Annotated in this window: 13 protein-coding genes; all 13 read right to left on the reverse strand. The window is 45.0% G+C overall.

Annotated elements, in window-relative coordinates; genetic code table 11:
* Window positions 1–317 precede the first annotated feature (317 nt).
* Window positions 318–1,319: a class II fructose-bisphosphate aldolase gene (locus tag BM257_RS04240; RefSeq protein ID WP_092068711.1), complete on the reverse strand. Its 1,002-nt coding sequence runs from the start codon at window positions 1,317–1,319 to the stop codon at window positions 318–320.
* A gap of 179 nt (window positions 1,320–1,498) precedes the next feature.
* Window positions 1,499–3,166 (reverse strand): DUF6377 domain-containing protein, encoded by a 1,668-nt coding sequence (locus BM257_RS04245; protein WP_092068714.1) that lies wholly within the window; start codon window positions 3,164–3,166, stop codon window positions 1,499–1,501.
* Between the two features lie 116 nt (window positions 3,167–3,282).
* On the reverse strand, window positions 3,283–4,761 hold the full coding sequence (locus BM257_RS04250; RefSeq protein WP_092068717.1) for an MFS transporter: 1,479 nt from the start codon (window positions 4,759–4,761) through the stop codon (window positions 3,283–3,285).
* Window positions 4,758–6,227 carry a glycoside hydrolase family 30 protein gene (locus tag BM257_RS04255; RefSeq protein WP_218154492.1) on the reverse strand — a complete coding sequence of 490 codons (1,470 nt, stop codon included), beginning with the start codon at window positions 6,225–6,227 and terminating at the stop codon, window positions 4,758–4,760. Before BM257_RS04255 ends, BM257_RS04250 begins: the two co-directional genes overlap by 4 nt.
* Before the next feature lie 17 nt (window positions 6,228–6,244).
* Window positions 6,245–9,307: a hypothetical protein gene (locus BM257_RS04260; RefSeq protein ID WP_092068720.1), complete on the reverse strand. Its 3,063-nt coding sequence runs from the start codon at window positions 9,305–9,307 to the stop codon at window positions 6,245–6,247.
* A gap of 15 nt (window positions 9,308–9,322) precedes the next feature.
* On the reverse strand, window positions 9,323–10,570 hold the full coding sequence (locus BM257_RS04265; RefSeq protein ID WP_143096741.1) for a glycoside hydrolase family 2 TIM barrel-domain containing protein: 1,248 nt from the start codon (window positions 10,568–10,570) through the stop codon (window positions 9,323–9,325).
* A 7-nt stretch (window positions 10,571–10,577) separates the two neighbouring features.
* Entirely contained in the window at window positions 10,578–12,800 is a 2,223-nt protein-coding gene (locus BM257_RS04270; protein WP_092069347.1) for a beta-glucosidase, read from the reverse strand.
* 29 nt (window positions 12,801–12,829) lie between these two features.
* On the reverse strand, window positions 12,830–14,062 hold the full coding sequence (locus BM257_RS04275; protein WP_092068723.1) for a glycoside hydrolase family 5 protein: 1,233 nt from the start codon (window positions 14,060–14,062) through the stop codon (window positions 12,830–12,832).
* Window positions 14,063–14,070: 8 nt separating this feature from the next.
* Window positions 14,071–15,450, reverse strand: coding sequence for a family 16 glycosylhydrolase (locus tag BM257_RS04280; protein WP_255405524.1), 1,380 nt, complete (start codon window positions 15,448–15,450; stop codon window positions 14,071–14,073).
* 373 nt (window positions 15,451–15,823) lie between these two features.
* Entirely contained in the window at window positions 15,824–17,011 is a 1,188-nt protein-coding gene (locus BM257_RS04285) for a hypothetical protein (protein ID WP_143096742.1), read from the reverse strand.
* Between the two features lie 226 nt (window positions 17,012–17,237).
* Window positions 17,238–18,779 carry a RagB/SusD family nutrient uptake outer membrane protein gene (locus tag BM257_RS04290; RefSeq protein WP_092068728.1) on the reverse strand — a complete coding sequence of 514 codons (1,542 nt, stop codon included), beginning with the start codon at window positions 18,777–18,779 and terminating at the stop codon, window positions 17,238–17,240.
* Between the two features lie 20 nt (window positions 18,780–18,799).
* Window positions 18,800–22,024 (reverse strand): SusC/RagA family TonB-linked outer membrane protein, encoded by a 3,225-nt coding sequence (locus tag BM257_RS04295; RefSeq protein ID WP_092068731.1) that lies wholly within the window; start codon window positions 22,022–22,024, stop codon window positions 18,800–18,802.
* 313 nt (window positions 22,025–22,337) lie between these two features.
* Complete coding sequence (locus BM257_RS14730) at window positions 22,338–22,505, reverse strand: hypothetical protein (protein ID WP_177216012.1); 168 nt, start codon at window positions 22,503–22,505, stop codon at window positions 22,338–22,340.
* Window positions 22,506–22,528: the final 23 nt, after the last annotated feature.

The raw sequence follows: 22,528 nt of genomic DNA on the forward strand, positions 1-22,528 counted from the left end.
GGCTTTTAAAAATTGTTTTCATATAAATAATGTATAAATTTTAAATTTCAGAGAATGTTCGTCGTTGTTATCTTTCGACGGTGCAAAATTACGACATCCTTTCATGCAAAACAAGCGTGTATAGTAGTATAAGTGGAATTTTTCTCTTTCTTTGTTTTTATATCAAATTGAATGTCAGTTAGTTATAATATTATCAAAAGGCTCCAAAAGTGGATAACGTATAGAGGTGTTGGAGCGACACTTTTACAACAAAAGGGTACAAAAAAGCCTCGAACAAGTGTCCGAGGCTTCTATTATATTATAAATAATGTGTGGGATTATCCCAGTTTTCCATCAGAACCGAGTACGTTCACAATCTTGTGGATGTACATCTTCTTCATGTTCTCACGAGCGGGCTTCAGATACTGACGAGGATCGAAGTGGTCAGGATGCTCAGCGAGATACTTACGGATGGCAGCGGTCATGGCAAGACGAGAGTCAGAGTCGATGTTGATCTTGCAGACAGCACTCTTAGATGCCTTGCGGAGCTGCTCCTCAGGAATACCTACAGCGTCGGGCAGGTTACCACCGTACTTGTTGATCGTGTCAACCTCGTCTTGTGGAACGGAAGAAGAGCCGTGGAGCACGATGGGGAATCCAGGAAGCTTCTTCTCGATCTCAGCCAGCACGTCGAAAGCGAGTGGAGGAGGAACGAGCTTGCCAGTCTTCGGGTCACGTGTGCACTGCTCGGGCTTGAACTTATAAGCACCATGAGAAGTACCGATAGAAATAGCCAAAGAGTCACAGCCTGTGCGGGTAGCGAAGTCGATAACCTCCTCGGGCTTGGTGTAGTGGCTTACCTCAGAGGCAACCTCATCCTCAACACCAGCGAGGACACCGAGCTCACACTCTACGGTAACGTCATACTTGTGTGCATACTCTACAACCTGACGAGAGATCTTGACGTTCTCCTCGTAAGGCAGTGAAGAACCGTCGTACATCACTGAAGAGAAGCCCATGTCGATACAGTCCTTGCAGAGCTCGAAGCTGTCACCGTGGTCAAGGTGAAGCACGATCTCTGGTTTCTCACAACCCAGCTCCTTAGCATAAGCCACAGCACCCTCAGCCATATAGCGGAGGATAGTAGCGTTAGCATAGTTACGAGCACCCTTGGAAACCTGCATGATAACAGGTGACTTTGTCTCAACGGCAGCCTGTACGATAGCCTGCATCTGCTCCATTGTGTTGAAGTTGAAAGCAGGGATAGCGTAGCCACCAGCTACAGCCTTCTTGAACATCTCGCGAGTATTGACGAGACCTAAATCCTTGTAATTTACCATAATTATACTATTGATTAAAAGTGATTTTATAAATTTTCTCGTGCAAAGTTACGAAAAAGTTCAAAGTTCAAAGTTTAAAGTTTAAAGTTTTTATGTTCCTGTGCTTTTTTTTTTCATTGATTAACAAAACAGATGATACACAATCTAAAAAATGTCATCTGCATTTTACATTTTCTTCCTTATTGTGGCATACCCAATTCCTTGACCTGACGTTCAAAAGCTTCTCGGTTACCTATGGCTCCGTTCTTGATGCGTGCTCGGTAATTATATACGGTATTTACGCTGTAATGCAGGAACTCCGCTATTTTTGAGGAATCCTCAATTCCAAGCCGGATCAGGGCGAAAATACGCAAATCCGTTGTTAGGCGGTTTTCCTCTTTTGGATGTATCTGCACCTCTGGCATTAACAAGGCATTGAAATCGTCAATAAAGTTAGGGAACAGATGTAAGAAAACAGAATCGAAGTTCTGGTTGAGTTCCTCTATCTCCTCTTCTTTCAGTTCGGTGGATTTCGTGATGCGGTAGAGCTCCTCTAGTTCTTTGTTTTTCATTTTCTTATTCACCATCTTCCGATAGTTGTCAAGTTTATCTACATACTGGGCACAAAGAGATAGGAAGCGTCCGATATACTCGTCTTTCACAACGTTCGCCTCTTTCAGTTTAGCATTAAGCACAGCAAACTGCTCATTGGTAGATGACAACTGGTTATTGGCATCTTGTAATTCTTGATTGAGGGTCGCCAATTGATCATTGGTCAGATGGAGAGCATTACGAGCCATGGCAAGCTGTAGGTTGCGGCGTCTGACGAAGAAATAGGCAATCAATAACAATAAGGCGAGAACACTGGTTCCACCTAACAACACCCATAGTTGGGTGGTGGTGCGTTCACTCTTAGCCTTATAGTCATTGGCTATTGCAGTCAATAAAGGAGTTATCTGCCAGCGACGTTGTCTGGAACCATAGCGACCAGCACAGTCACTGGTAAAACTGATATAGCGATAGGCATGGTCTATGTCACCCATCAGCATCAGCTGGTTGGCTAGCTCCCACATAGAGCCTTGATCCATCACACCATTTCGGATATCTGCAAGTACGGACTCTTTCAGCCATTTCATCATCTGAATGGTATCTCCCTGTGCCTTATATTCCAAAAAACGATAGAGAGTCACTAAAGCATAAGGATGACTTCCTTTTTCCACAGACTTCAACCATTCATCATTGATTTTCATGGACCCTTTCAGATCACCGGCATTCTGCTTTGCCAACTCCCGTCGCAGCATACATTCTGGATCCTGAGGAGGCAGTGTCTCATACATTAATGCTTCGTATTTTCCTGCCAATTGCCAATATTGCTGTCGCATAAGATCCAACTGGGTATAGTAGGCAAGTTCATTATATACATTAGTGCGAGCCTTGTAATACTCTCCTAAGGCAGCCTTGTCGAGTCCTTCTATATTGATGCTGTCCAATATGATTTGGGCTTCATCATACATGCCGACATTGGTACAGCGTATTGCCATCAGACAACGGCAACGAGCTGTCTCAGAGGGATTACCTACCAAATCCGCATATTTGATAGCCTCAGACAAAAAGAAGATGGCGGAGTCACTGACAAAAGCTTTATATAATTCGTAAAGCTGTAATGCATCCTCATATTTGACGGCTGGACGCTCTGCCGCATTTAAGCGTTTGCGGGCTTCTTTGATGAGCCCTTCATGCTGTGCTACATAAACTGGGAAACGGTCAATTTCCCTGTCAATCTCCTGTAATAAAGCCCCTTGATTTGGTGATTGCCCCAGGACCGAAACGGAGGTTAATAAATAAAATAAAAACGCCAATAATCGCATAAGCCCGCTTTATTTTGGGGACAAATATAGCTAAAAAACGCCATATAATCGTTATTTTTCGTATGAAATTCTTCAGCAGACTCTTTTTTTTGTGAATCTGCTGAAGAATAACCTATTTATTGTTGCTGACTTCTCTTGATTTTTAGTTTCTCCTTGATGTCATTCATCCTGTCTTCTGTCAGGTTATAACCTATCATTACAAAGATAGCAATGAATGCTGATCCGGCAGGAACAATAATATCAGCCAGTCGCAAATTAGTAAGTGTCTCTGGGGTCTGGATAGCTGCATTCTGGTCGAAAGCCACCCATTTGAGAATCGCTCCACTCAGTACCAGTGCCAAGGACTGTCCCATCTTCACCATCCACCAGTAGATAGCCCCAAACTGACTCTCTTTTCGGGGTAGTCCGTTATGAAGCTCATCCAAATCACATACATCGGCTGTCATACTCATCATAAGTGTGAACAATCCACCCATACCGAACGACATGAGAGGTAATGGCAGGAACATCAACCAGGGATTCTCAGGACTGAATCCCCACCATTTCATGATATATCCAACGATAGAGAGTACTGTGGAAATGACAAAAGCCTGTTTCTTTCCATATTTAGCAGCCATCCAAGTGACAATAGGAATTACCAGGAAGGCGGTGATAAGGGCATTTACAGTGGCAAACCAAGCAGATGCCGAACGGAACAGTGTAGGTACCCATGACCAGGTAAGCCAGTTGTTGGCAAGTGAATAGTCACCATTGAACATATAATATACAATAATATAGTTACTGAAGGCAGCCACAATCTGAAAACCGTTGTATACCAGAAAAGTAGCAACGCACAGCCGTAGGAATGGTCTGTTACTAAACACCTCTCCCAGATTCTTGAAGATATCTTTCATAACGTTCCACATTCCAGACATAGTGATGCCTTGACGGTTCTTGGCATCCTCGGAAAGTGGCGGCTCCTTACAGAAGATGGCTGGCATGATTCCTGTGAGAATACACAATGCGCCAACGGCAATAGATAATTTGCGAACACCTTCCACCTGTGTGGCAAAGATATAGTCGGGGTTAGAGATTAAAGCCCAAAACCAAGGTACTATCATCCATGCTGTCTGACCGATGATATTTGTGATACCCATCAGACGGGTACGCTCGTTGTAGTCGTCTGACATTTCGTAACCCAGTCCGATGAACGGAGTACTGAAGATGGTGTTTCCCGTAATATACAAGAGAGACATGACCAGAAAGTACCAGAAATTAAATGTCTGACCGTTTTCAGGACTCATCTGCCATAGCAGGATAAAGAGAATACCAGTAACAATGGCGCCGACGAAAATATACGGACGACGACGTCCCCATCCTGTACGACTATTATCAGAGATATAGCCCATGATAGGGTCGGTTAGCGCGTCAAAGAAACGCGGGATTCCACCTAATAAACCTGCCAAGAATGGATCCATTCCAAATCCTGTGACGAGGAAGTACATAAACACACCCAATGCGGCGGGCAGCAGGTTATTGGTAAGGCTTCCTGAGCCGTAGGCGAGTTTCTGACCAAAGCTCAGTCTGCCTGTAGAGGTGATAGTGGTCTGTTTCATGGCAATGTAATGGTTTGAATAGCTTCTTTAGCAATAGACAGATCATAGTGCTTACCATCTATGGTAAGGTCGAGACCAATAGGTGATTGTCCTTGATTAATCACCACAATAGCCAGTGTCTTGTCAGGATTACGGACGGCAGTAGCCATCACTTCTTTGCTTTCACATTTAACACTTAGTACTTTTGCACCAGGACGAAGGAAACGGCTAAAGTGGGCGAGTGCGTAGTACATCGGGGTGAAATACACCTCATCAACTTCGGGATCGACGATAACTGGAGCCAGACACCAGTTCTTAGCCCAGTTAGGTCCACCTTGACGATCCAGCACCATGTTCCAGTCTATCCAACCGTCTACCCAGTTGTTAAGGCAACCGATGAGGTCACGGGCATAGCGGAATACAGGTACATATTTTGGATGCAGATGTTTCTGGTCATCAGGTGCCCAGTCCCATCCCCAGTCCGTACCCTCACACTTCCAGTACCAGGCATCGTCTTTCCAGATAGGTATCTCCGCATCACAACACCCTTCTGTCTCAATGATATGCTTCTGAGGTGCTTTATCATGGGCAAGGTTCAACATGTCAGGTTGCCACTCAACGGTACTCTCATACCAGTGGACGGCGATTCCACCGAAATATTTTGCAGTAGCCTCGTCAGTATACATGGCATCCACCCATTGTGGAATACCAGCACGGTTCTGGTCGTATCCTAATATCTGGACATCACCAAATCCTGCTTTTTCAAAGGTGGGTCCCATGTAGTCACGTACAAAGGCGGCTTCATATTTCGGGTCAAAGTACATACTTTCCCAATTATTATTATTTCCATATGGTTCGTTCACGGGAGTGATACCCCAAATGTCTACGCCTTGAGCCTTGTAAGCCTCTAAATATTTTACCAGATAATTAGCATATACCTGTTGGCACTCAGGCAGCAAAGCGCCACCCACATAATTCTGATTGTCCTTCATCCAGAAAGGAGCAGACCAAGGTGATGCCACTATCTTGAAACCATCACGGGAGGCAGCCTGGGCATCCTTAATCAGTGGCAGTAATGTCTCCTCGTCATGTTTAATGCTGAAGTTCTTTAATAAGGTGTCACCCTTCACTTCGTCATAGCAATAGTTGCCCTTCGAGAAATCACAAGATCCGATATGGGTACGGGTGAGTGAGTAACGGGCACCGTCTTCTCCAAAGTAAGCATCAATGATTTCCTGACGCTTCTCTTTACTCATTCGTGCCAACAACGAGGAGGTTGCCTCTGTGAAGGAACCACCAATACCAACGAGTGTCTGTCGCTCTTCACTACTGTTTACTTCGATAGCGACTTTTTTCTCCATGAAAGCAAACTCGGTTTTTTGTACCAATTTGTCTCCTTCAGAAGAGGTCTCCCAGACTGTGATACTCTCTTTCTGGGAACATGCTTGTAATGCCATTGCTATCATTAACAACGCTTTAGTCTTCATGATGTTTGTGTTTTTAGTTATACATTGATTTCTAATTCTGTCATCTGGCGTGCAAACAGACGGGCGCTGTCTGCTTTTGACAAGGTGATACCTTCTCCCTTGCCACGATGATAGGTAATCTGTGCTCCACAATAGGAGAATGTGAGTGTGCCGTCAGGCAGATACTCATCATCCCGAAGAAGAGTGGGGGAGAAGGTCACTTTTCCGTCTTTTATCCTTACACCCAGTTCACCGAAGCGAGTGAGGATATCTTCTTTTACCTGTCCTGTCATTCCTGGTTGACGTACGCCTTTGCCCCAGGGGGTATGCGAATAAGCATCTGTCGAAAATGCTCCATACTGGCGTGCGTCCTTGTGAATACCTGTTCCTTCCAAAATGGCATGATAGTGTTTGGCTAATGCTTCTGTCTCTGGCGCATTGCTATCCAATGCCTGGAAATAACACTCTTGTGTAGCCACCACTAGTTTCGATACCATGTGCCAATAGATGCTACCCAATCCCTCATAGGCGTAGAAGGTACCACTTCTACCAGTAAAAGCCTTGTGATCGAAGGTCTCTTCAAACAAATCTAGTAGGACATTCTGTTCGTCTTCCGTCACATCGATGTTCTTCATCGCTATGGCTAAGTCTGCGGCATTGCGGAACGTTCCGTTGAAGTGCAGTTTTCCACATACATCCTGACTGACTAGACGCTTGTCACCCTCTTTGATCATTTTCTTCAGCAAGGCAGAACGGTCAAGGGCATCTCCTGGTAGACAGTTTTTCTCTAAGAAGCCAGGTAATTCCTTATTGGGATAGAGCATGTAACTCTGCTGGTCTTCTCGATAGAGACGACTGGTGCGAAGTGTATCCAGTACGGCGAGCGCTTCCTTGGGTGAGAGGACCCCAGAGCTGAGCACAGCTACCTGTCCCTCCAGCATTTCTGGGAGAGTGCGAATGCCGGCAAAGCGTCCCTTTGACAGTTCTAGAATATTATAAGAATGGTATAGACCGTCATCTCTGCGATTGGCACGAATACTACGCTCCACAGGAATCAGTGCTGCTGTTAGGAATGACAGCACGTCCTCACGTTGTACCTGTATGTTGCCCTCACAGAACGACTGGGTATATATCTTCTGCCTATAAGTGGTGGCAGCTTCACCCAAGGCATTCATGACTTCCTGTGTGGATGTCAGTGCAAGGGCATCCTTTGTGCAGTCCATCCATGTACTTACTTCCCGAGAGAGAGTAAACGTTGCTGTCGGTGAGGCAGCTACAATATTTCTATAGAATACCAGAGCACGGTGTAGATAGCACAATGTCACTACCGACAGTCCACCGCCTACCAAAGCATTATTAGCATCATTCCATTCGGGACGTTGTGTATTCATCCAGATACCACCATCAGGGATGAAGTTAGAGAGTTTAGCTAATAGTGACACTAGTAGTTTCTCCAAAAGTGATACTTTGATGGTCTTGCCATCAGTTCCTTTCAGCAGTGCCGCATCTATCCCCTTCACTGCCATCTCTTTCTTAATCTGGTTGTTTAGTGATGCATCGAAACGGATGGTATCTTTGGGGTTTAGCAGGATCTCATGATACGTCTTGATACGATAGGGAACATTGGCAAAGGGATAGGCAGGGATATCCAGACGGGCAGCGATTTCTCCAGGTGTATGGGCCTCCTCTGCCTCCATCAGTCTCAACAGATAGATGATCTGGTGGTCACCCCAATAGCCGATATACGACCAAGGGTCTGACGGATCCACTGTCTCCCAGTCGAATCCTGCTTTAGTGACGCGATAGGGATTGTAACCATCAGCTGTTGAACAACTGAGGAACTTATCCGTCATGGGTTTCAGCAGTGTCGGATATGATACGGCAAGCGCTTCCCAGTTCTGGAAGAGATCACGCCAGTTTCCTTCGTAGTCCAATACAGGTTTTCCCGTCACTGGATCAGTTGTGTTGATATTAAACTTATTCCAAGGACGAGTAGGGTCACCATGTCTACGACTAAAGCCTAATGGCAGAGGATTCTCCGGGGTAGGAGTGTCCATAGGTATTCCACCACGCATGATATTGAACATTGTATTGGAGAAATGGCGTGCTGTACGAGCCTTGTCGGAAGTAGTTTGTATACCATCTGCCTGTGCCACTAATTGTACCAACAGTGCTGTAGCATTCTTCAAGTCTTCGTCTAAAGCAGTTTGCATCGATATATGTTTCTGCATTTCCCTGAGGGCTACTACCTCAGTCTGGTCTTTCATCACATCAGCTATAATCGTCCATGTTTTTTTCTCCTCTGCCTGCAGGGTCATGGAGGTTCCTAGCAGATAGGCGCCACATTCACCTTTCACTAAGGTCTCTTCTTTCAAGGGAAGTCCTTTTCGGAAGGCAGGTACCTGTGCTGAAGAGAGCAAGTGTGTGGGATTGTCCAGTCCCACCTGCCAAGCCACATTACAACGCAATGCCTCACTGGGTTCTGCTCTGTCAATGATGATAGCGCTCAAGCTAAACATACCCATACCTGTCTGTGGCTCTAATTGTGTTTCCTTATAGGCATTTACCAGATTACTGGAGGCTTGCTGTAATCCACTGGGTACTCCACAGGGCATGATATTCTGTAGTCCGTCCAATACCTCTAGACTAACAGTCTCTGTCCCTAGGTTTGTCAGGGTTGCCTTACGCTGGAAACCGAAGCGATCACCTGGTGTCCATTGCCAGCGGAAAGCGAGTTGCCAGTCATTATTGATTTCCTCGAAGATGACGCTATTACCGATACGGTTCTTATACAGGTTTCTGACAATATTGAACTGTGCTTCGCTCCGGATGGAAAAAGGTTCCCAGCAATGATGATACCCATTGCGGCGAATAAGGGTTTTACTACCTGTATTCTCAGCAGATGCTGTCACTCTGTCATCGGTCTCATAAGGGAAGAGAGCCCAGTCAGCACTGCGACGGCCTGCTGTGATACCACCGTTACTTGACATAAAAGTCCACAGATCGGTACCACTCACTATATTCATAAAGAATGGTTCCATCTCATCCACATGCTGAATCTGGAAGAACTCCTCTAATGCTTTCTTTTCATTTTTCATCATCTTCTATATTTTTATTTATTCCTTGATTTGATCTCTAACGATGTCAAAATACTGTACGATGGCTGTCGGAGTCGATTGGTAAGGGTCGATACCATGAATGCTGTGAAGAGCCTCGTATGCCTTGCGGGGAATCAGTTCATAGAGCCCTTTGTCGTCAGGCTGTCCCTTGGCACAGATGCCAAACCACTCCTCGTTCATGTTATTCTCGTTGGGAACATAGTCAAACTTATACCCTCCGTTCTTCCATGAGGCATGGTTGTCGTGGATATCCAGATGGGTGGTCTGCCCATACTTCCACCAGCCGTCACTGAACTGGAATGTAAAACCTCCTATACAATTATCATTCTCACCCATGCCGGAGGCATTGAGGTATATTTCCTGCCAGTTGTTCAGAAGAATCTCTGCCTGTTCCTGCTGAGCTTCCTGAAGGGTGACGGCGTTATAGGCATCAGCTCCAAACTCCGTGAGGAGCACTGGCTTCTTGAGTTTTTCTTTCACGTCATTGAACAATATATCAAAGGAATCACCACGATAACTGTTTACTCCCAGTACATCAATGTCTTTGCACACATCAGCAATAATATCGATGAACTGTAAGTCGCCATTACAGATAGCTACAGGAATGGAGGTGTCGACAGCCTTGATTCTCAACGTTGCCTCATTCAACAGCTCATACAAACACCTTGCCCTTCTATCATGAATATTCTCCCCTATAGGAAGGTCCTCTGATTCTGCACCAGACCAAAACAACCCGTAATTGTTCTCGTTGCCTAACAGATACATCAGCACACCAGGGGTCCCCTGATAGGTTTTTACAAAGTTATCTACCTCTTGTAGCAGCTGTTCCTTCACATCTTCCTTGCAATAGTCCGTATTGCCATACCACGTTCCATGGATAGTCATCCCGTAGCGTCCGAAAGAATGGTTAATCATCGTATAGATGCCATACGTCTCGTAGATATATTGTATCCAGCGGGGTGGGATAGTGTTATATTGTCTGATGACATTCACACCCATTTTTTTCAGAAGTGTCATCTCGCTATTCAGGGCGGCTTTGATGATGTCGTCAGGCTTCTCCCACAGACTATAGGTATAGTTGGTGCCTATTGGATAGTAATCCCAGTTCATTCCTTTCAGAAAAAAAGGCTTGCCGTCAATCGTCAACCGGCTTCCCAGAGAGTCGCAGACAACTTCTATCTTCCCTTGGGCAAAGCCTGAGAGCGTCAAGAATAAAACGGACAGAACCAGCATTACTTTCTTCATGATTTCCTTAGTCTTTCAGTTTTAATGTAAGTTGCTGTGTTATTTTATCCGATGCCGTGCCGATGAGGGCGTTAAACTCACCAGCCTCAGCCTTCCATAGTCGGGTCGTCTCATCATAAAACGATAGTGCGTCGATGCCGATGGTCAATGTTACCTCACGGGTCTCGCCTGGCTGGAGGAACACTTTCTGGAAAGCCTTCAGCTCTTTCACGGGTCGGTCAACAGAGCATTTCGTATCATTGATATAGAGTTGTATGACCTCGGCACCCGCTGTCCGTCCCGTATTGGTAACAGGAATCACAACAGACCATTGTTCGTCTTTTGTGATTTCATTTGCTGATGCTACGGGTCTCCCTATATTAAAAGAGGTGTAGCTTAATCCATGTCCGAAGGCAAAGAGAGGTTTTATTTTCTGTTTGTCTGTCCATCGATAGCCTACGTAGATGCCCTCCTTGTATTCCTCATCAATGATATGTTCATTCTCTCGCCATGTACCGGGATAAGTGTTCAGTGCATGGGCACCACAGTCATTCAACTGCTGATACCAAGTGAAGGGCAGTCTTCCACTGGGGTTCACATCACCGCTCAGAATACGGGCGAGTGCCTCACCACTTTCCGATCCGATAAACCAGCCCTGCACGACGGCAGGAACCTTTTTCAGCCAGGGCATTTCCACGCCATTACCAGAGATATTCACATAGATCAGACGAGGATTCACCTTCGCAACAGCCTCAATGAGCTCGTTTTGACCGTAAGGTAATGCATAGTCTTTACGGTCATGTCCCTCACAGTCCTGATAGTCCGATTTGTTCAGTCCACCGAAAATCACTACATAGTCAACCTCTTTGGCTTTCTCTACAGCCTCGGCAATCAGTGTTTCCCGAGAACGCAGGTCATAGAGAGAACGCCCCACCTTCACCCCATTATAGCTCTGAATGGTATCACCGACATAACCACGGGCATAGTCAACAATTGGGAAACGCTTACGCATACCATCTAGGGGCAGTATCTCACGTTGAACCTTCAGTGAAGAGGAACCGCCTCCTACCGTCATCATCTTAATAGCATTCTCACCTACCACCAAGATACGGGCATCTGCGGGAATCGGCAAGATGTTATGGTCGTTTTTCAGTAGCACGATACCCTCTTCGGCTATTTTCAGTGCTGCATTGTAGTGTGATTCAGAACAGAGGAACCCTATAGGCTTCTGACGGTTCATCGTAGTGCGATAGAAAAGTCGGAGCACTCTGCGTACCTTCTCATCCAGTTCCTTGGTCGTGTATCGTCCTTCCTGAATCAGTTTCTTGTAAGGTTGAGCCAGGAAGTAGCTGTCGTAAGCATTCGAAGCCCCATCCGTCAGTCCGTTGGTCCATGAACCGAACTCCATGTCCAGTCCGTTTTTGATAGCCTGTTCGGTATCGTGTGTACCTCCCCAGTCACTGACGACGACACCGTTGTAGCTCCAGTCTTCTTTTAGAATCTTGTTCAGGAGAATATGATTATGGCAATTGTGTTGGTTCTTATAGAGATTATAGGCACCCATGATACCCCATGTGCCACCTTCCTTTACCGCAGCCTTGAAGGCAGGAAGGTATATTTCATGCAAAGCACGGTCACTCACTTTGACATTCACGTTGAAGCGGTACTCCTCGTCGTTGTTCAGGGCATAGTGTTTCACACAGGCTGCAACACCCTTTGACTGCATGCCCTGAATATAAGGTACCACCATGCGGGACGCCAGGAACGGATCCTCACCCATATATTCAAAGTTACGACCGTTCAGCGGAGTGCGGTAGATATTTACCCCAGGTCCAAGTATCATGTTCTTTCCACGGTAGAGTGCTTCCTCGGCAAGACTCTCACCATAGAGTCTTGACATTTGTGGATTCCATGTTGCGGCAAGACATGTCAATGCGGGGAAGGCGACACATGAGTCGTTCGTCTGTCCAGCCTGCTCCCACTCATCCCATAACACGTCGGGGCGTACTCCATGAGGTCCGTCGTCTGTCCAGAAATCAGGAAATCCCAGTCGTTTCACACCCGGTGAGGAGAATTTTGATTGTGCATGAATGACGGCAATCTTCTCGTCAAGGGTCATCCTGCTCAGGGCATCCTCAATCCTTTCCTCTATATCTTTTGTCTCATCTAAATAAGTTGGCAAGACTTGCGCTCTTACCGTACCAACTATACTCAGAACGATCATCGATAATATCAAGGTTCTATTCTTCATAATCATTTATAGTTTATAGTCATCACTATTCAATTTCCACTTTTCAACCCCATCGACTTAATATAGCCTTTCTGCGGTTTACAGTTCTCGAATTTAGCATTCTCCGCATATTGCATCAGTAGGCGATGAGCTTGCTGTTGATTGGGACGTGCCTCGCGCCATTCTTTATATGTATTACGGGATGTCTCACTGTATTTCACAACGACACTGTCCCATCCTTCTGGGCGATCGAAGCCCATCATGCAGGAGCTGTCCACCTTCTTGTAAGGCCAGAAGGTATAGCCTATATTGTTGTCTTTCATCACCTGGACGAACTGCGACTGCCATTCGTCCGTGTTATGTCCTATCTCACCCATATACATCGGCAGCCCTGTTTTGTCACGGAAATCGATATAGTCTTTGATGGCTTCAGCGGTAGCGGGACCACCATAGCGATGACAGGTGTACATGATCTTGTCATCAAAGGTCCAGTCGGTAAACATGAAGAAATCAGAGTTCCAACGGGCTCCCCCTAATAATATAATATGGTGGGTGTCCACCTGCCGGATGGCATTGACAGCACGTTTATAGAGCGGTTCCAGTAATAGGTTCAGCGAATCTTTGTTTTCAAAGAAGTGGGCAATGGGCTCGTTCATCAGCTCATAGCCGAGAACGACGGGCTCATCCTTGTAATGAAAGGCTATCTGTTGCCATATCTGACAAAAGAGCTGTTGTGCTTTCTCACTTTCGAAGAGCCAGGGATAGCCGTAGCCGTCGTCGATATTGTCTCCTGTCTGTCCTCCTGGACAGTCATGCATGTCGAGAATAAGGTATAATCCTGTCTCGCGACACCAGTCCACTACATGGTCGATCAATCCGAAAGCGTCCTTTCCTGTTGTCTCGCCCATGTAGTACTCATCGGTAAATAATTTATAGTTAAAAGGCAGTCGGATAGTATTGGCACCCTGTCTGGCAATGAATTCAATATCTTTTTTCGTGATATAGTTCTGACGGAACGACTGCCAGAAAGAGGCAGTGGCGTCAGGTCCTACCATCTCCTTCATCATCAGGTCAATCATCCATGCCGAGTTAGTACGGCTGAACCCGAACATATACCCTTCTGGATTCAGCCAGTTACCCAAATTCGTACCCTGAATATACAATCTCTCACCATTGGGCTTCACCAAATTTTTGCCATCTATTTGTACGAAATCGCCCTTAGCTTGCAGTCCGGTGACCGCAAGCATAAAGGCGACGGATATAAGGAATCGGTTGATTCGCATCTTATTATCTATTTCTTTTGAAATACACGAACATAATCTATTTTCATCTGTACAGGCAGTGCCGACTCGTCGGTACCTGCATAACCACCCCAGTCGCCACCCCATGCAAGATTGAGAATCAGGTGGAAGGGCTTGTCATAAGGGAAGTTGCGTATGGTATGGTCACTATTATAGGAGAGGAGTAACTGACCATCCACGTATGTCTTGATATAGTCAGTTGTCCACTCCAGGGCATAGACATGATATTCACTCTCTGCGGTACCGATATTACGAGCCGCAGTTATCTGAGTGTTGTTGGTATGGTTATGCCCCTCGGAATGCAGACTTGATGATACGACATTAGCGTCTACGCCCACTTCCTCCATGATGTCAATCTCACCACACTTAGGCCATCCTTCGGTAGCCCAGTCTACGGAGATAGGCATCATCCAGTAAGCAGGCCATGTACCCTTACCTTTCGGTAACAGGATACGTGCCTCGAAATAGCCATACTGCCAGCCGTTGCCACCATTCTTAGCATTGACACGACCAGAGTATATCTTACCGTCATTTGCCTTGAAGCAGTTGATGACGAGACGTCCGTCAACCAACTCTGTTGTATGCTTGCCATCGATGGTCTGCGTACCGGGACGATAGTATTGCTGTTCATTATTTACATTACCACGTTCCCAGTTCTCCCATTCCCAGTAACTGCTGTTCAATTGGTCACCCTCATTGAACTCATCATGCCATACCAGGCGATAGCCATCAGGGGTTACGATGTCACGGTCTTCAGCAGACTCTTGAGTAACGGTGATCACGGCTGTCTCACCATCGGCAGTCACCGTCACCTTACCAGTGCGTGATGCCTTGGCGTCATTGGCAGCTGTTGTAATCGTGAGTATCTTCCCGTTCTGCTGTGTGCTCAGCCAGTCAACATCAGTCGTTGCCGTCCAGTTTCCTCCACAGGAAATCTCCACAGTGATGGACTCACCAACAGATGCAGAATACACTTCCTGGGCTGACACTTGCAGACTCTCACTCTGCGTCACAGTTATCATCTTGCGGGCAGTACCCGATTTGACTGTGACGATTGCTGTGCGAGCGGCTCCTTTATTGGCTGAGGCCGTCAGTGTGATACTGCCAGTCTGTGAGGTGGAGCCTTCGACAGTGACTTTCAGCCATTCGTTATCAGAATAGGCTGACCATTCCCGTCCTGTACACGTTACATTGACGGTGAAAGTTCCCCCTGTTGCAGTGACAGCAATATCACTTTGGGAGACGGTAATTGTCGTTGAACTACCTGAGCCTCCTCCTCCATCTGATGCATCGTCACCGCCACAGGCTACCAGCATGGTAGCCATCAGCAGCATCATGCTGTACAAACAGTACTTTATTCTTTCATTCATTGTTTTACAATCTTCTATTCTTCATATTCCACATAAGTTATTATACTGCCATGCAACCCAGTAGACCCTCCTTGCTCACCACACTGAGAATAACTGCTTCTCAGTTGATATGAGCCTGATGACAAATCAAGAATCTATCATCTTCACATGAACAAGTAAAGAATGCAAGAAAAGCCAACCCTCCAAATAGCAATTTATTAACCCTATACATAAATTAAAATTTTATAAAACTTTGCATTCAATAATTAATAATAGTAAGCGCATACAGATACAACATACAATATATAAAGAGTTCCTCATCACAATCATATGTTAGAATATAGGGGGAGTCTGCTATATAATTTAGCAGACTTCCCCTAATATAAAATAAATATTATTCTCTATGCTGTTGGAAAATGATTTGACTAATCTTGATCTGTGTGTTGTCAGGATTACCGCCAAAGTCAAATACCAGTTTTACGGCATCAGCGTCAGATGCGAACTGCGCTTTTGCTACTTGGAATGTATAAGACCCATCAGCGTCAATGTTAAATGTGCCATCAGTTCCTGGTAGGAAGTTGTTGTCATTATCCGACTGAGTAAATTTAGCCGTAGCTGTGACAGCATTATTAGACTCAATGGTTACACTAAAGTCATAATCAACACCCGCCTTAACTGCCAATCCATTAGTTACCATCGTAACTTGAGCCTGCCAACGTTCCCATGTTGCAGAAGGAAGGGTTACGCTATAGTTGCCATCCCCTTGATAAATCAGCTCAGGATCTGCTATTTGAGCCCAACCTGGTGCATAGTAGTACGACATCGTATAAGCCTGTTCGTTATCAATTGTCAGCCAAATGTTTGCGGGATTGTTGTACTCAAATACAGCCTCGGCAGGTTTTGGAAGTACCGTTCCATCATCGTAGGCGTGATCTTTAATCACGAAGCTCTCAATCACAATACTAGAATTGTCCGCGTTGCCACCAAGGTCGAAGATATACATTAGATCGGATATGTCCTGATTTGCCGGAACATCGCTGAACCATACACACAGGGGCTCATCTGCCTGTAAAGCAATACCATCCTTATAGAACAGAGTATTATTCTCATCAGCAGCAGAGCAGATCTTCAAAGTCACGTGAGGATGATCCGCTGTTGAGGTAAAGATTACAGAACCATCATAATTTGTACCAGCTTTAATAGGTTCAATACCATCAACATTGAAGAAACACTGTGCTTGCCACTGGTCTGTTGTGGCAACTGGTGTGTTAATAGTAATCTCACCAGAGCCAATAGAGTATCCAGGGTCGGCAATCTGACTCCAACCTGGTGCATACCAGAAACGGTTAAGAGAGAAAGAAGCATCCTTCATTATATTATGCTCGAAATCAACCTTAAAGCCGGCAAAACCATTCATAATGGTGTGATCAACCGTGAACGATTTGATAATAGAACCATCACTGATTCCATTAGCATTCATAATCTTACACTCTACAGTATATTCACCAGCTTTACGATAATACTTTGAGGTTGTGAAATCTGTTGAATAGGTATCACCGTTGACAATCCATACTGGCTGCACACCAGCAGCCCCAGTGAAGCTAAAGGTCGCTACATTAGTCTCCTGATTAACAGATATCGTGAAATTATCAGAATAATCTGTTACATTAGGTATACCATTTGAGTTAGCGCCACTATAATCGTCTGGCGAGCAAGCTGTAAAAGCCAGTACACCAAGAACCATCAGTGAAGAACTGATATACTTGAATATTTTGTTCATAACGAATTCTTATTTAATGTTTATACTATTAATATCCAGGAACTTGTTTCAAATTGGGGTCGGCACTCAACTCGCCTTGCTCAATGGGCACATACTTACGGTTCTCAGACCAGTTGTTTGTGCGATTCGCAACAGAGCCTGCAACTAATACAGAAGCCGCTTTCCCTGTACGTACAAGGTCAAAGTAACGTTTACCCTCGCCCACGAATTCCAGGCGACGCTCCTCAAGGATATTGTCTTGTGTGGTAGTAGACACATCACCTAGTCCGGCACGCAGACGGACACGAGATACATAGCGTGCAGCCTCGCCATTATCACCTCCAGTGAGAACTAATAATTCCGCTGCATTCAACAGTGTTTCCGCAAAGCGATAGACACGCAGATTGTTATTGAAGTTAAGGTCTTGATCCCAACCAGCGTCTTTCACGTTCTCGACACGAGGTAGATATTTGTTCAGGAAGAAACCTGTATGCTGCCAAGCATGTTCATACTCAATACCATTGGCTGCTGCTACTGCATCTGCATTATAGCAAGTCGCATCACGGCGTGTGTCGACAGCACTGTACATGTCATAAGTTTCTTGACGAACAGGGGCAAAACTCCATCCATTGTCAACGCCATCCACACCAGAAGTCCAGCCACGAGGTCCAATCAGACGAGGAAGTACCGTACCACCTACAGCCATTGTGTTGCTCCAACCGCGCTGGTGGTTGTCATCATTATAGTTAACTTCGTAGATACTCTCAACTCCCCATTCACCAGACTCAGTCCAAATTGCAGCATAATTAGGATTCAAATCGTATTTTCCAGAATTTATAATATCTTTCATATAGTTAAGTGCTTTTGAATAGCGGCTTGAATCTTTCTGATACAACACAAAATCAGCATAGATCATCTCTGCGAAAGCCTTAGTGACATAGCCGGCACGAGCCTCCAACTCACGCATCGGTAACACATTCAAATTAATGGCATCTTCCAGGTCTGTGATCACTTTTTCATAAATCTCTGATGGCTCATATTGCTCGCCGAGGTAGTTACCTGTCAGATTCTCTGTATAATATACGATATATCCCCAGAATTTCCAAAGATTCAGGTAGTAATAAGCACGAAGCACACGAGCCTGTGTCTTATAGTATATGGCATTTGCTTCGGTAATATCCGTATTCTCAAGATTCAGAGCATCTATATAAGAAATCAGGTCGTTGGCGCGCTTCACACCACTATACTCTGCTGTCCAGAGACCACTCAGTGTCTGGTTGGAATTACCATTATAGTTGGAAAGCAACTGCCAGTTCATCATATCTGAGGAACTACCGCCACCCACATTAATTTGGTCGGCAAGAATATCCGAAACAATATTCAGAGGATTGTATGCACCATTCCAATCTGGCCAATGCAAAGGATCATAAACAGCCACTAATGCCTCTTTGATATGGGCATCGTTGGAGAAATACTCTTTCAGGTCGTCAGAGCTAGGATTCTCAACCTCAAGGAAGCTATCAGAGCAACCAGAGAGGGATACTGATAAAATACCTGCAACCCCAATGATTAAAATATTTTTAAGTTTCATATTGATTACGTTTTTATTTATTAGAATGAAACATTGAAACCGATAGTCCATGTACGAGCCTGTGGATAGACACCATAGTCAACACCAAGAGAAGTACCACCAGAAGAAATTTCAGGATCGAAACCATGATACTTGGTAAATGTTAAAAGATTCTCTGCTGCCACATAGAAACGGAGACGCTCGATAGCAATACGTTTTGTCAGATGGCGAGGAAGTGTATAGCCCAATTGGATATTCTTCAATCGGAAATAGCTACCGTCAAAGACATATAAGTCAGAAGACTCCCAGTTCTGTGTAGCTGTTGCATCAAGACGGGGAACGCGGTTGCTGGTCTCAGCACCTGTCCAACGTTCCAGCATCCATGTGGGATAGTTGACAGAAGAGATATCTACACGATGGGTTGCGTCAAATACGTCTGCACCGCTAACACCTTGCCAGAACATACTGAAGTCAATACCACGCCATTCAGCGTCAAATTTAAAACCAAAGGTCCAGTCAGGAGTACCATTACCGATATCGGTACGGTCATCAGCTGTGATAGAACCATTTCCGTCAACATCTACAAAGCGAACGTCACCAGGTTTTGCATTGGGCTGGATAAGACCACCGTCAGCATTGATATAAGAATTGACATCATTCCATGTCTGGAAGATACCAGCTGTTTTGTAACCATAGAAGTAAGGGAATGGCTTACCATTCATGGCACGTGTGATAGTACCGACACCCTGAAAAGAATCTAAGTCAGCGAAACCTGTCTCATTACCATATTCTACCAGCTCGTTCTTCAGGTAAGATGCATTACCCTTAATCGCAAAATGTGCATCGGCAATATTGAACTTATAACCAAGCTCAAACTCAACACCCGAGTTCTTCATGTCACCTACGTTACCAATAGGCTTTGCCTCACCAACGTATGAAGGAATATTCATTGTCATCAGCATGCCATTGGTCTTCTTTACGAAATAGTCGACAGAGAGAGTCAATGCATTATTGAAGAAACCTAAGTCAATACCCAAGTCAGTCTGCTCACTCTCCTCCCACTTCAGGTCAGGATTAGGCAGTCCGTTGGCTTTTGTTCCTTGTGCCAAGGTTACAGGATTGCCAAAATAAGCGTTGTTACCACCTGCCGTACCTACCGTGTAGCGGAAATCACCAATGTTATCGTTACCATTCTTACCCCATGAGAAGCGTACTTTGGCTTTGGTTAACCATGAGGGACGAACATTCTTTAAGTAAGGTTCATTGGTAATATTCCAACCCAAAGAGAATGATGGGAAAGTACCGTATTTATGATTGGAACCGAAGCGGGAGCTACCGTCACGTCGGATGGTAAACTGTGCCATATATCGCTCATCGTAGTCATAGCTGCCACGGAAGAAAAGGGATGACATCGTGTGAGGTGCATTTATCCAGCCTGCAACACCATGCTCTACAACAGCACCTGTTATTTTTCTGCCAATCTCATTTCCATCGGCATCATATATTTTATCATCACCATATGTTAGGTGATAGTCACCCTGTGCATAACTAATGGAGGGTTTGTTAGGATTAACCAAATATTCACGAGAACCATTGAGACCATATCCTTTGTTCTTAAATGCGCTTTGACCAAGAACGATGTTGAAATGGTGATTGTCAATGGTCTTGTCGTAAGATAACACATTCTCTATTTGCCATACTACACCACGCTCAGAATCAGAATATGCCTGAGTAGTAGATGCGTTGTTGTTACCTGAACGATAATAGGTCTGAGGACGAGAACTGTCCTGACCCCAGAAACTCATATCCGCACTATAAGAGAAACGATATTTCAAGGCATCGAACAACTGCAATTCTGCTGCAAAGTTTGCAACAAACTTATGGCTCCAGTTCTTGGCTGCAGGGAGAACCATCAATGAAATGGGGTTGTTGATTTCGTTATAGCTGGTTCCAGGAATCATCAGTACTTGACCATTCCAATAAAGAGGATCGTACATCTGTGTGTCACCATTCTTGTCTTTATAAGTATAAGAAGCAGTCTGTGCGGCAGCAGCGGCATCATCCAGTGTCGGAGTAAGAATTGGTGAAAGTGCTAAAGCAGAACCCAAGACAGAACCCCACTGTGAGTTAGTACCAATACCAGTACTTTTTACACGTGCATACGAAACATTGACAGACAAATCAAGTTTATTGAGGAACTTACGCTCTTTACTTGCGTCAAACAGATTGTAATTGGTGTTACTACGAAGTGTCATACGTTCATAGTTAGACTGTCCAAAATTACCACCTACAATACCATCTTGTGCATAGTAGCCCAATGACAGATAATAGTTCACTTTTTCTGATGCACCGCTAACGGAGAGCTCATGATTTTGCACAGGGGCATTATCGTTGAATACCAGATCTTGCCAATCAGTTCCCTTACCTAAGCTATAGGGATCTGCATACAATGGAGCCTGTCCGCCATTCAGACGCTGCTCATTCTGCAGAATAGCATAGTTTGTGGCATCCAACACATCACGCTTACGCCATTTACTTTGCCAACCATACGAGAAATTGTAGTTGATCTGTGCCTTACCAATCTTACCTTTCTTGGTAGTAACGAGGATGACACCATTAGCAGCACGGGCACCATAGATGGCACCAGAAGCAGCATCCTTCAGAACTTCGATAGACTCGATATCGGAAGGATTGACATAATCCAAACCACCCTCGATAGGCATACCGTCTACGATGTATAGAGGATCACTGTTATTAATGGTACCTGTTCCACGTACACGAATGCGGGCAGCATCACCAGGCTGACCAGAGGCAGAAGTAACGTTCACACCAGCGGCAAGACCTTTCAAGGCATTATCCATGCGAACTGGAGCTGTACTTCCCAAGTCGTCGGAGGTCACTTTAGCGATAGCGGCTGTTACGACGCTCTTCTTCTGAACACCATAACCTACGACTACCACCTCATCCAACATCTGGTTGTCAGCCTTCAGGACGATTTGCAGGTTGTTGGCTGCTTTCACTTCCTGAGAAATGTAACCAATGTAAGAGACGACTAAGGTCGCACCCTCATCGACGGTCACAGAGAAGTTACCGTCGAAGTCAGTCACTGTACCAACTGAGGTACCTTTCTGAACGACAGAAGCACCGATGACGGGTTCGTTCTGGTCGTCAACGACCGTACCCGTATAGGTATGCTTCTGGGCAAGAGCAGTTGCCGACATCATCACAAATGACAGCAACAAGAATAAAAACTTGCTTTTTTTCATACTGTTAATTATAAATTGTTTATTTGGTTAGTGATTTATCCAATAGCTTTACGCCCCTTGGACGATTTCCGTTGCAAAGGTATTTAAAATAATAAGGTGAAAATTTGGGAATGGCTGAAAAAGTGGACGATATGAACCACTTTAAAAACGTAAAGCGTTTATTTGCAGTGTTTTACGAAATTTGCGAGAATCAAAAAGAGTGGACTAAATATAGAGGTGTAAACTAAACAATTATCCCGATAAACGGGTTGTTTATCGGGATAATAATCAGTCAACAACTGTCACTTCTCTATCAGAAGTCATCAAATGTACGTCAGCCGACTTCCTCACCATCGCCAAAGGAACCATCGACACCATCATAGTCGATGGTGTCAGTACCCAATAGCGGATTACCAGTACCACTCATCAGCAATAATGGTTGAACGGTATGAACTTCTATCAACTCCGTTGTGGGTGTAGTATATACTTTTCTTTTCATCATAGTGATTACTATATGAGATGTTT

It is taken from the genome of Prevotella sp. tf2-5 (assembly GCF_900115435.1).
Taxonomy (GTDB): Bacteria; Bacteroidota; Bacteroidia; order Bacteroidales; family Bacteroidaceae; genus Prevotella.

Bases quoted from the DNA above. Each gene is read 5' to 3' on its own strand.
- BM257_RS04240 (WP_092068711.1), bottom strand. From the start codon at position 1,319: ATGGTAAATTACAAGGATTTAGGTCTCGTCAATACTCGCGAGATGTTC.
- BM257_RS04245 (WP_092068714.1), bottom strand. From the start codon at position 3,166: ATGCGATTATTGGCGTTTTTATTTTATTTATTAACCTCCGTTTCGGTC.
- BM257_RS04250 (WP_092068717.1), bottom strand. From the start codon at position 4,761: ATGAAACAGACCACTATCACCTCTACAGGCAGACTGAGCTTTGGTCAG.
- BM257_RS04255 (WP_218154492.1), bottom strand. From the start codon at position 6,227: ATGAAGACTAAAGCGTTGTTAATGATAGCAATGGCATTACAAGCATGT.
- BM257_RS04260 (WP_092068720.1), bottom strand. From the start codon at position 9,307: ATGATGAAAAATGAAAAGAAAGCATTAGAGGAGTTCTTCCAGATTCAG.
- BM257_RS04265 (WP_143096741.1), bottom strand. From the start codon at position 10,570: ATGAAGAAAGTAATGCTGGTTCTGTCCGTTTTATTCTTGACGCTCTCA.
- BM257_RS04270 (WP_092069347.1), bottom strand. From the start codon at position 12,800: ATGAAGAATAGAACCTTGATATTATCGATGATCGTTCTGAGTATAGTT.
- BM257_RS04275 (WP_092068723.1), bottom strand. From the start codon at position 14,062: ATGCGAATCAACCGATTCCTTATATCCGTCGCCTTTATGCTTGCGGTC.
- BM257_RS04280 (WP_255405524.1), bottom strand. From the start codon at position 15,450: ATGAATGAAAGAATAAAGTACTGTTTGTACAGCATGATGCTGCTGATG.
- BM257_RS04290 (WP_092068728.1), bottom strand. From the start codon at position 18,779: ATGAAACTTAAAAATATTTTAATCATTGGGGTTGCAGGTATTTTATCA.
- BM257_RS04295 (WP_092068731.1), bottom strand. From the start codon at position 22,024: ATGAAAAAAAGCAAGTTTTTATTCTTGTTGCTGTCATTTGTGATGATG.
- BM257_RS14730 (WP_177216012.1), bottom strand. From the start codon at position 22,505: ATGATGAAAAGAAAAGTATATACTACACCCACAACGGAGTTGATAGAA.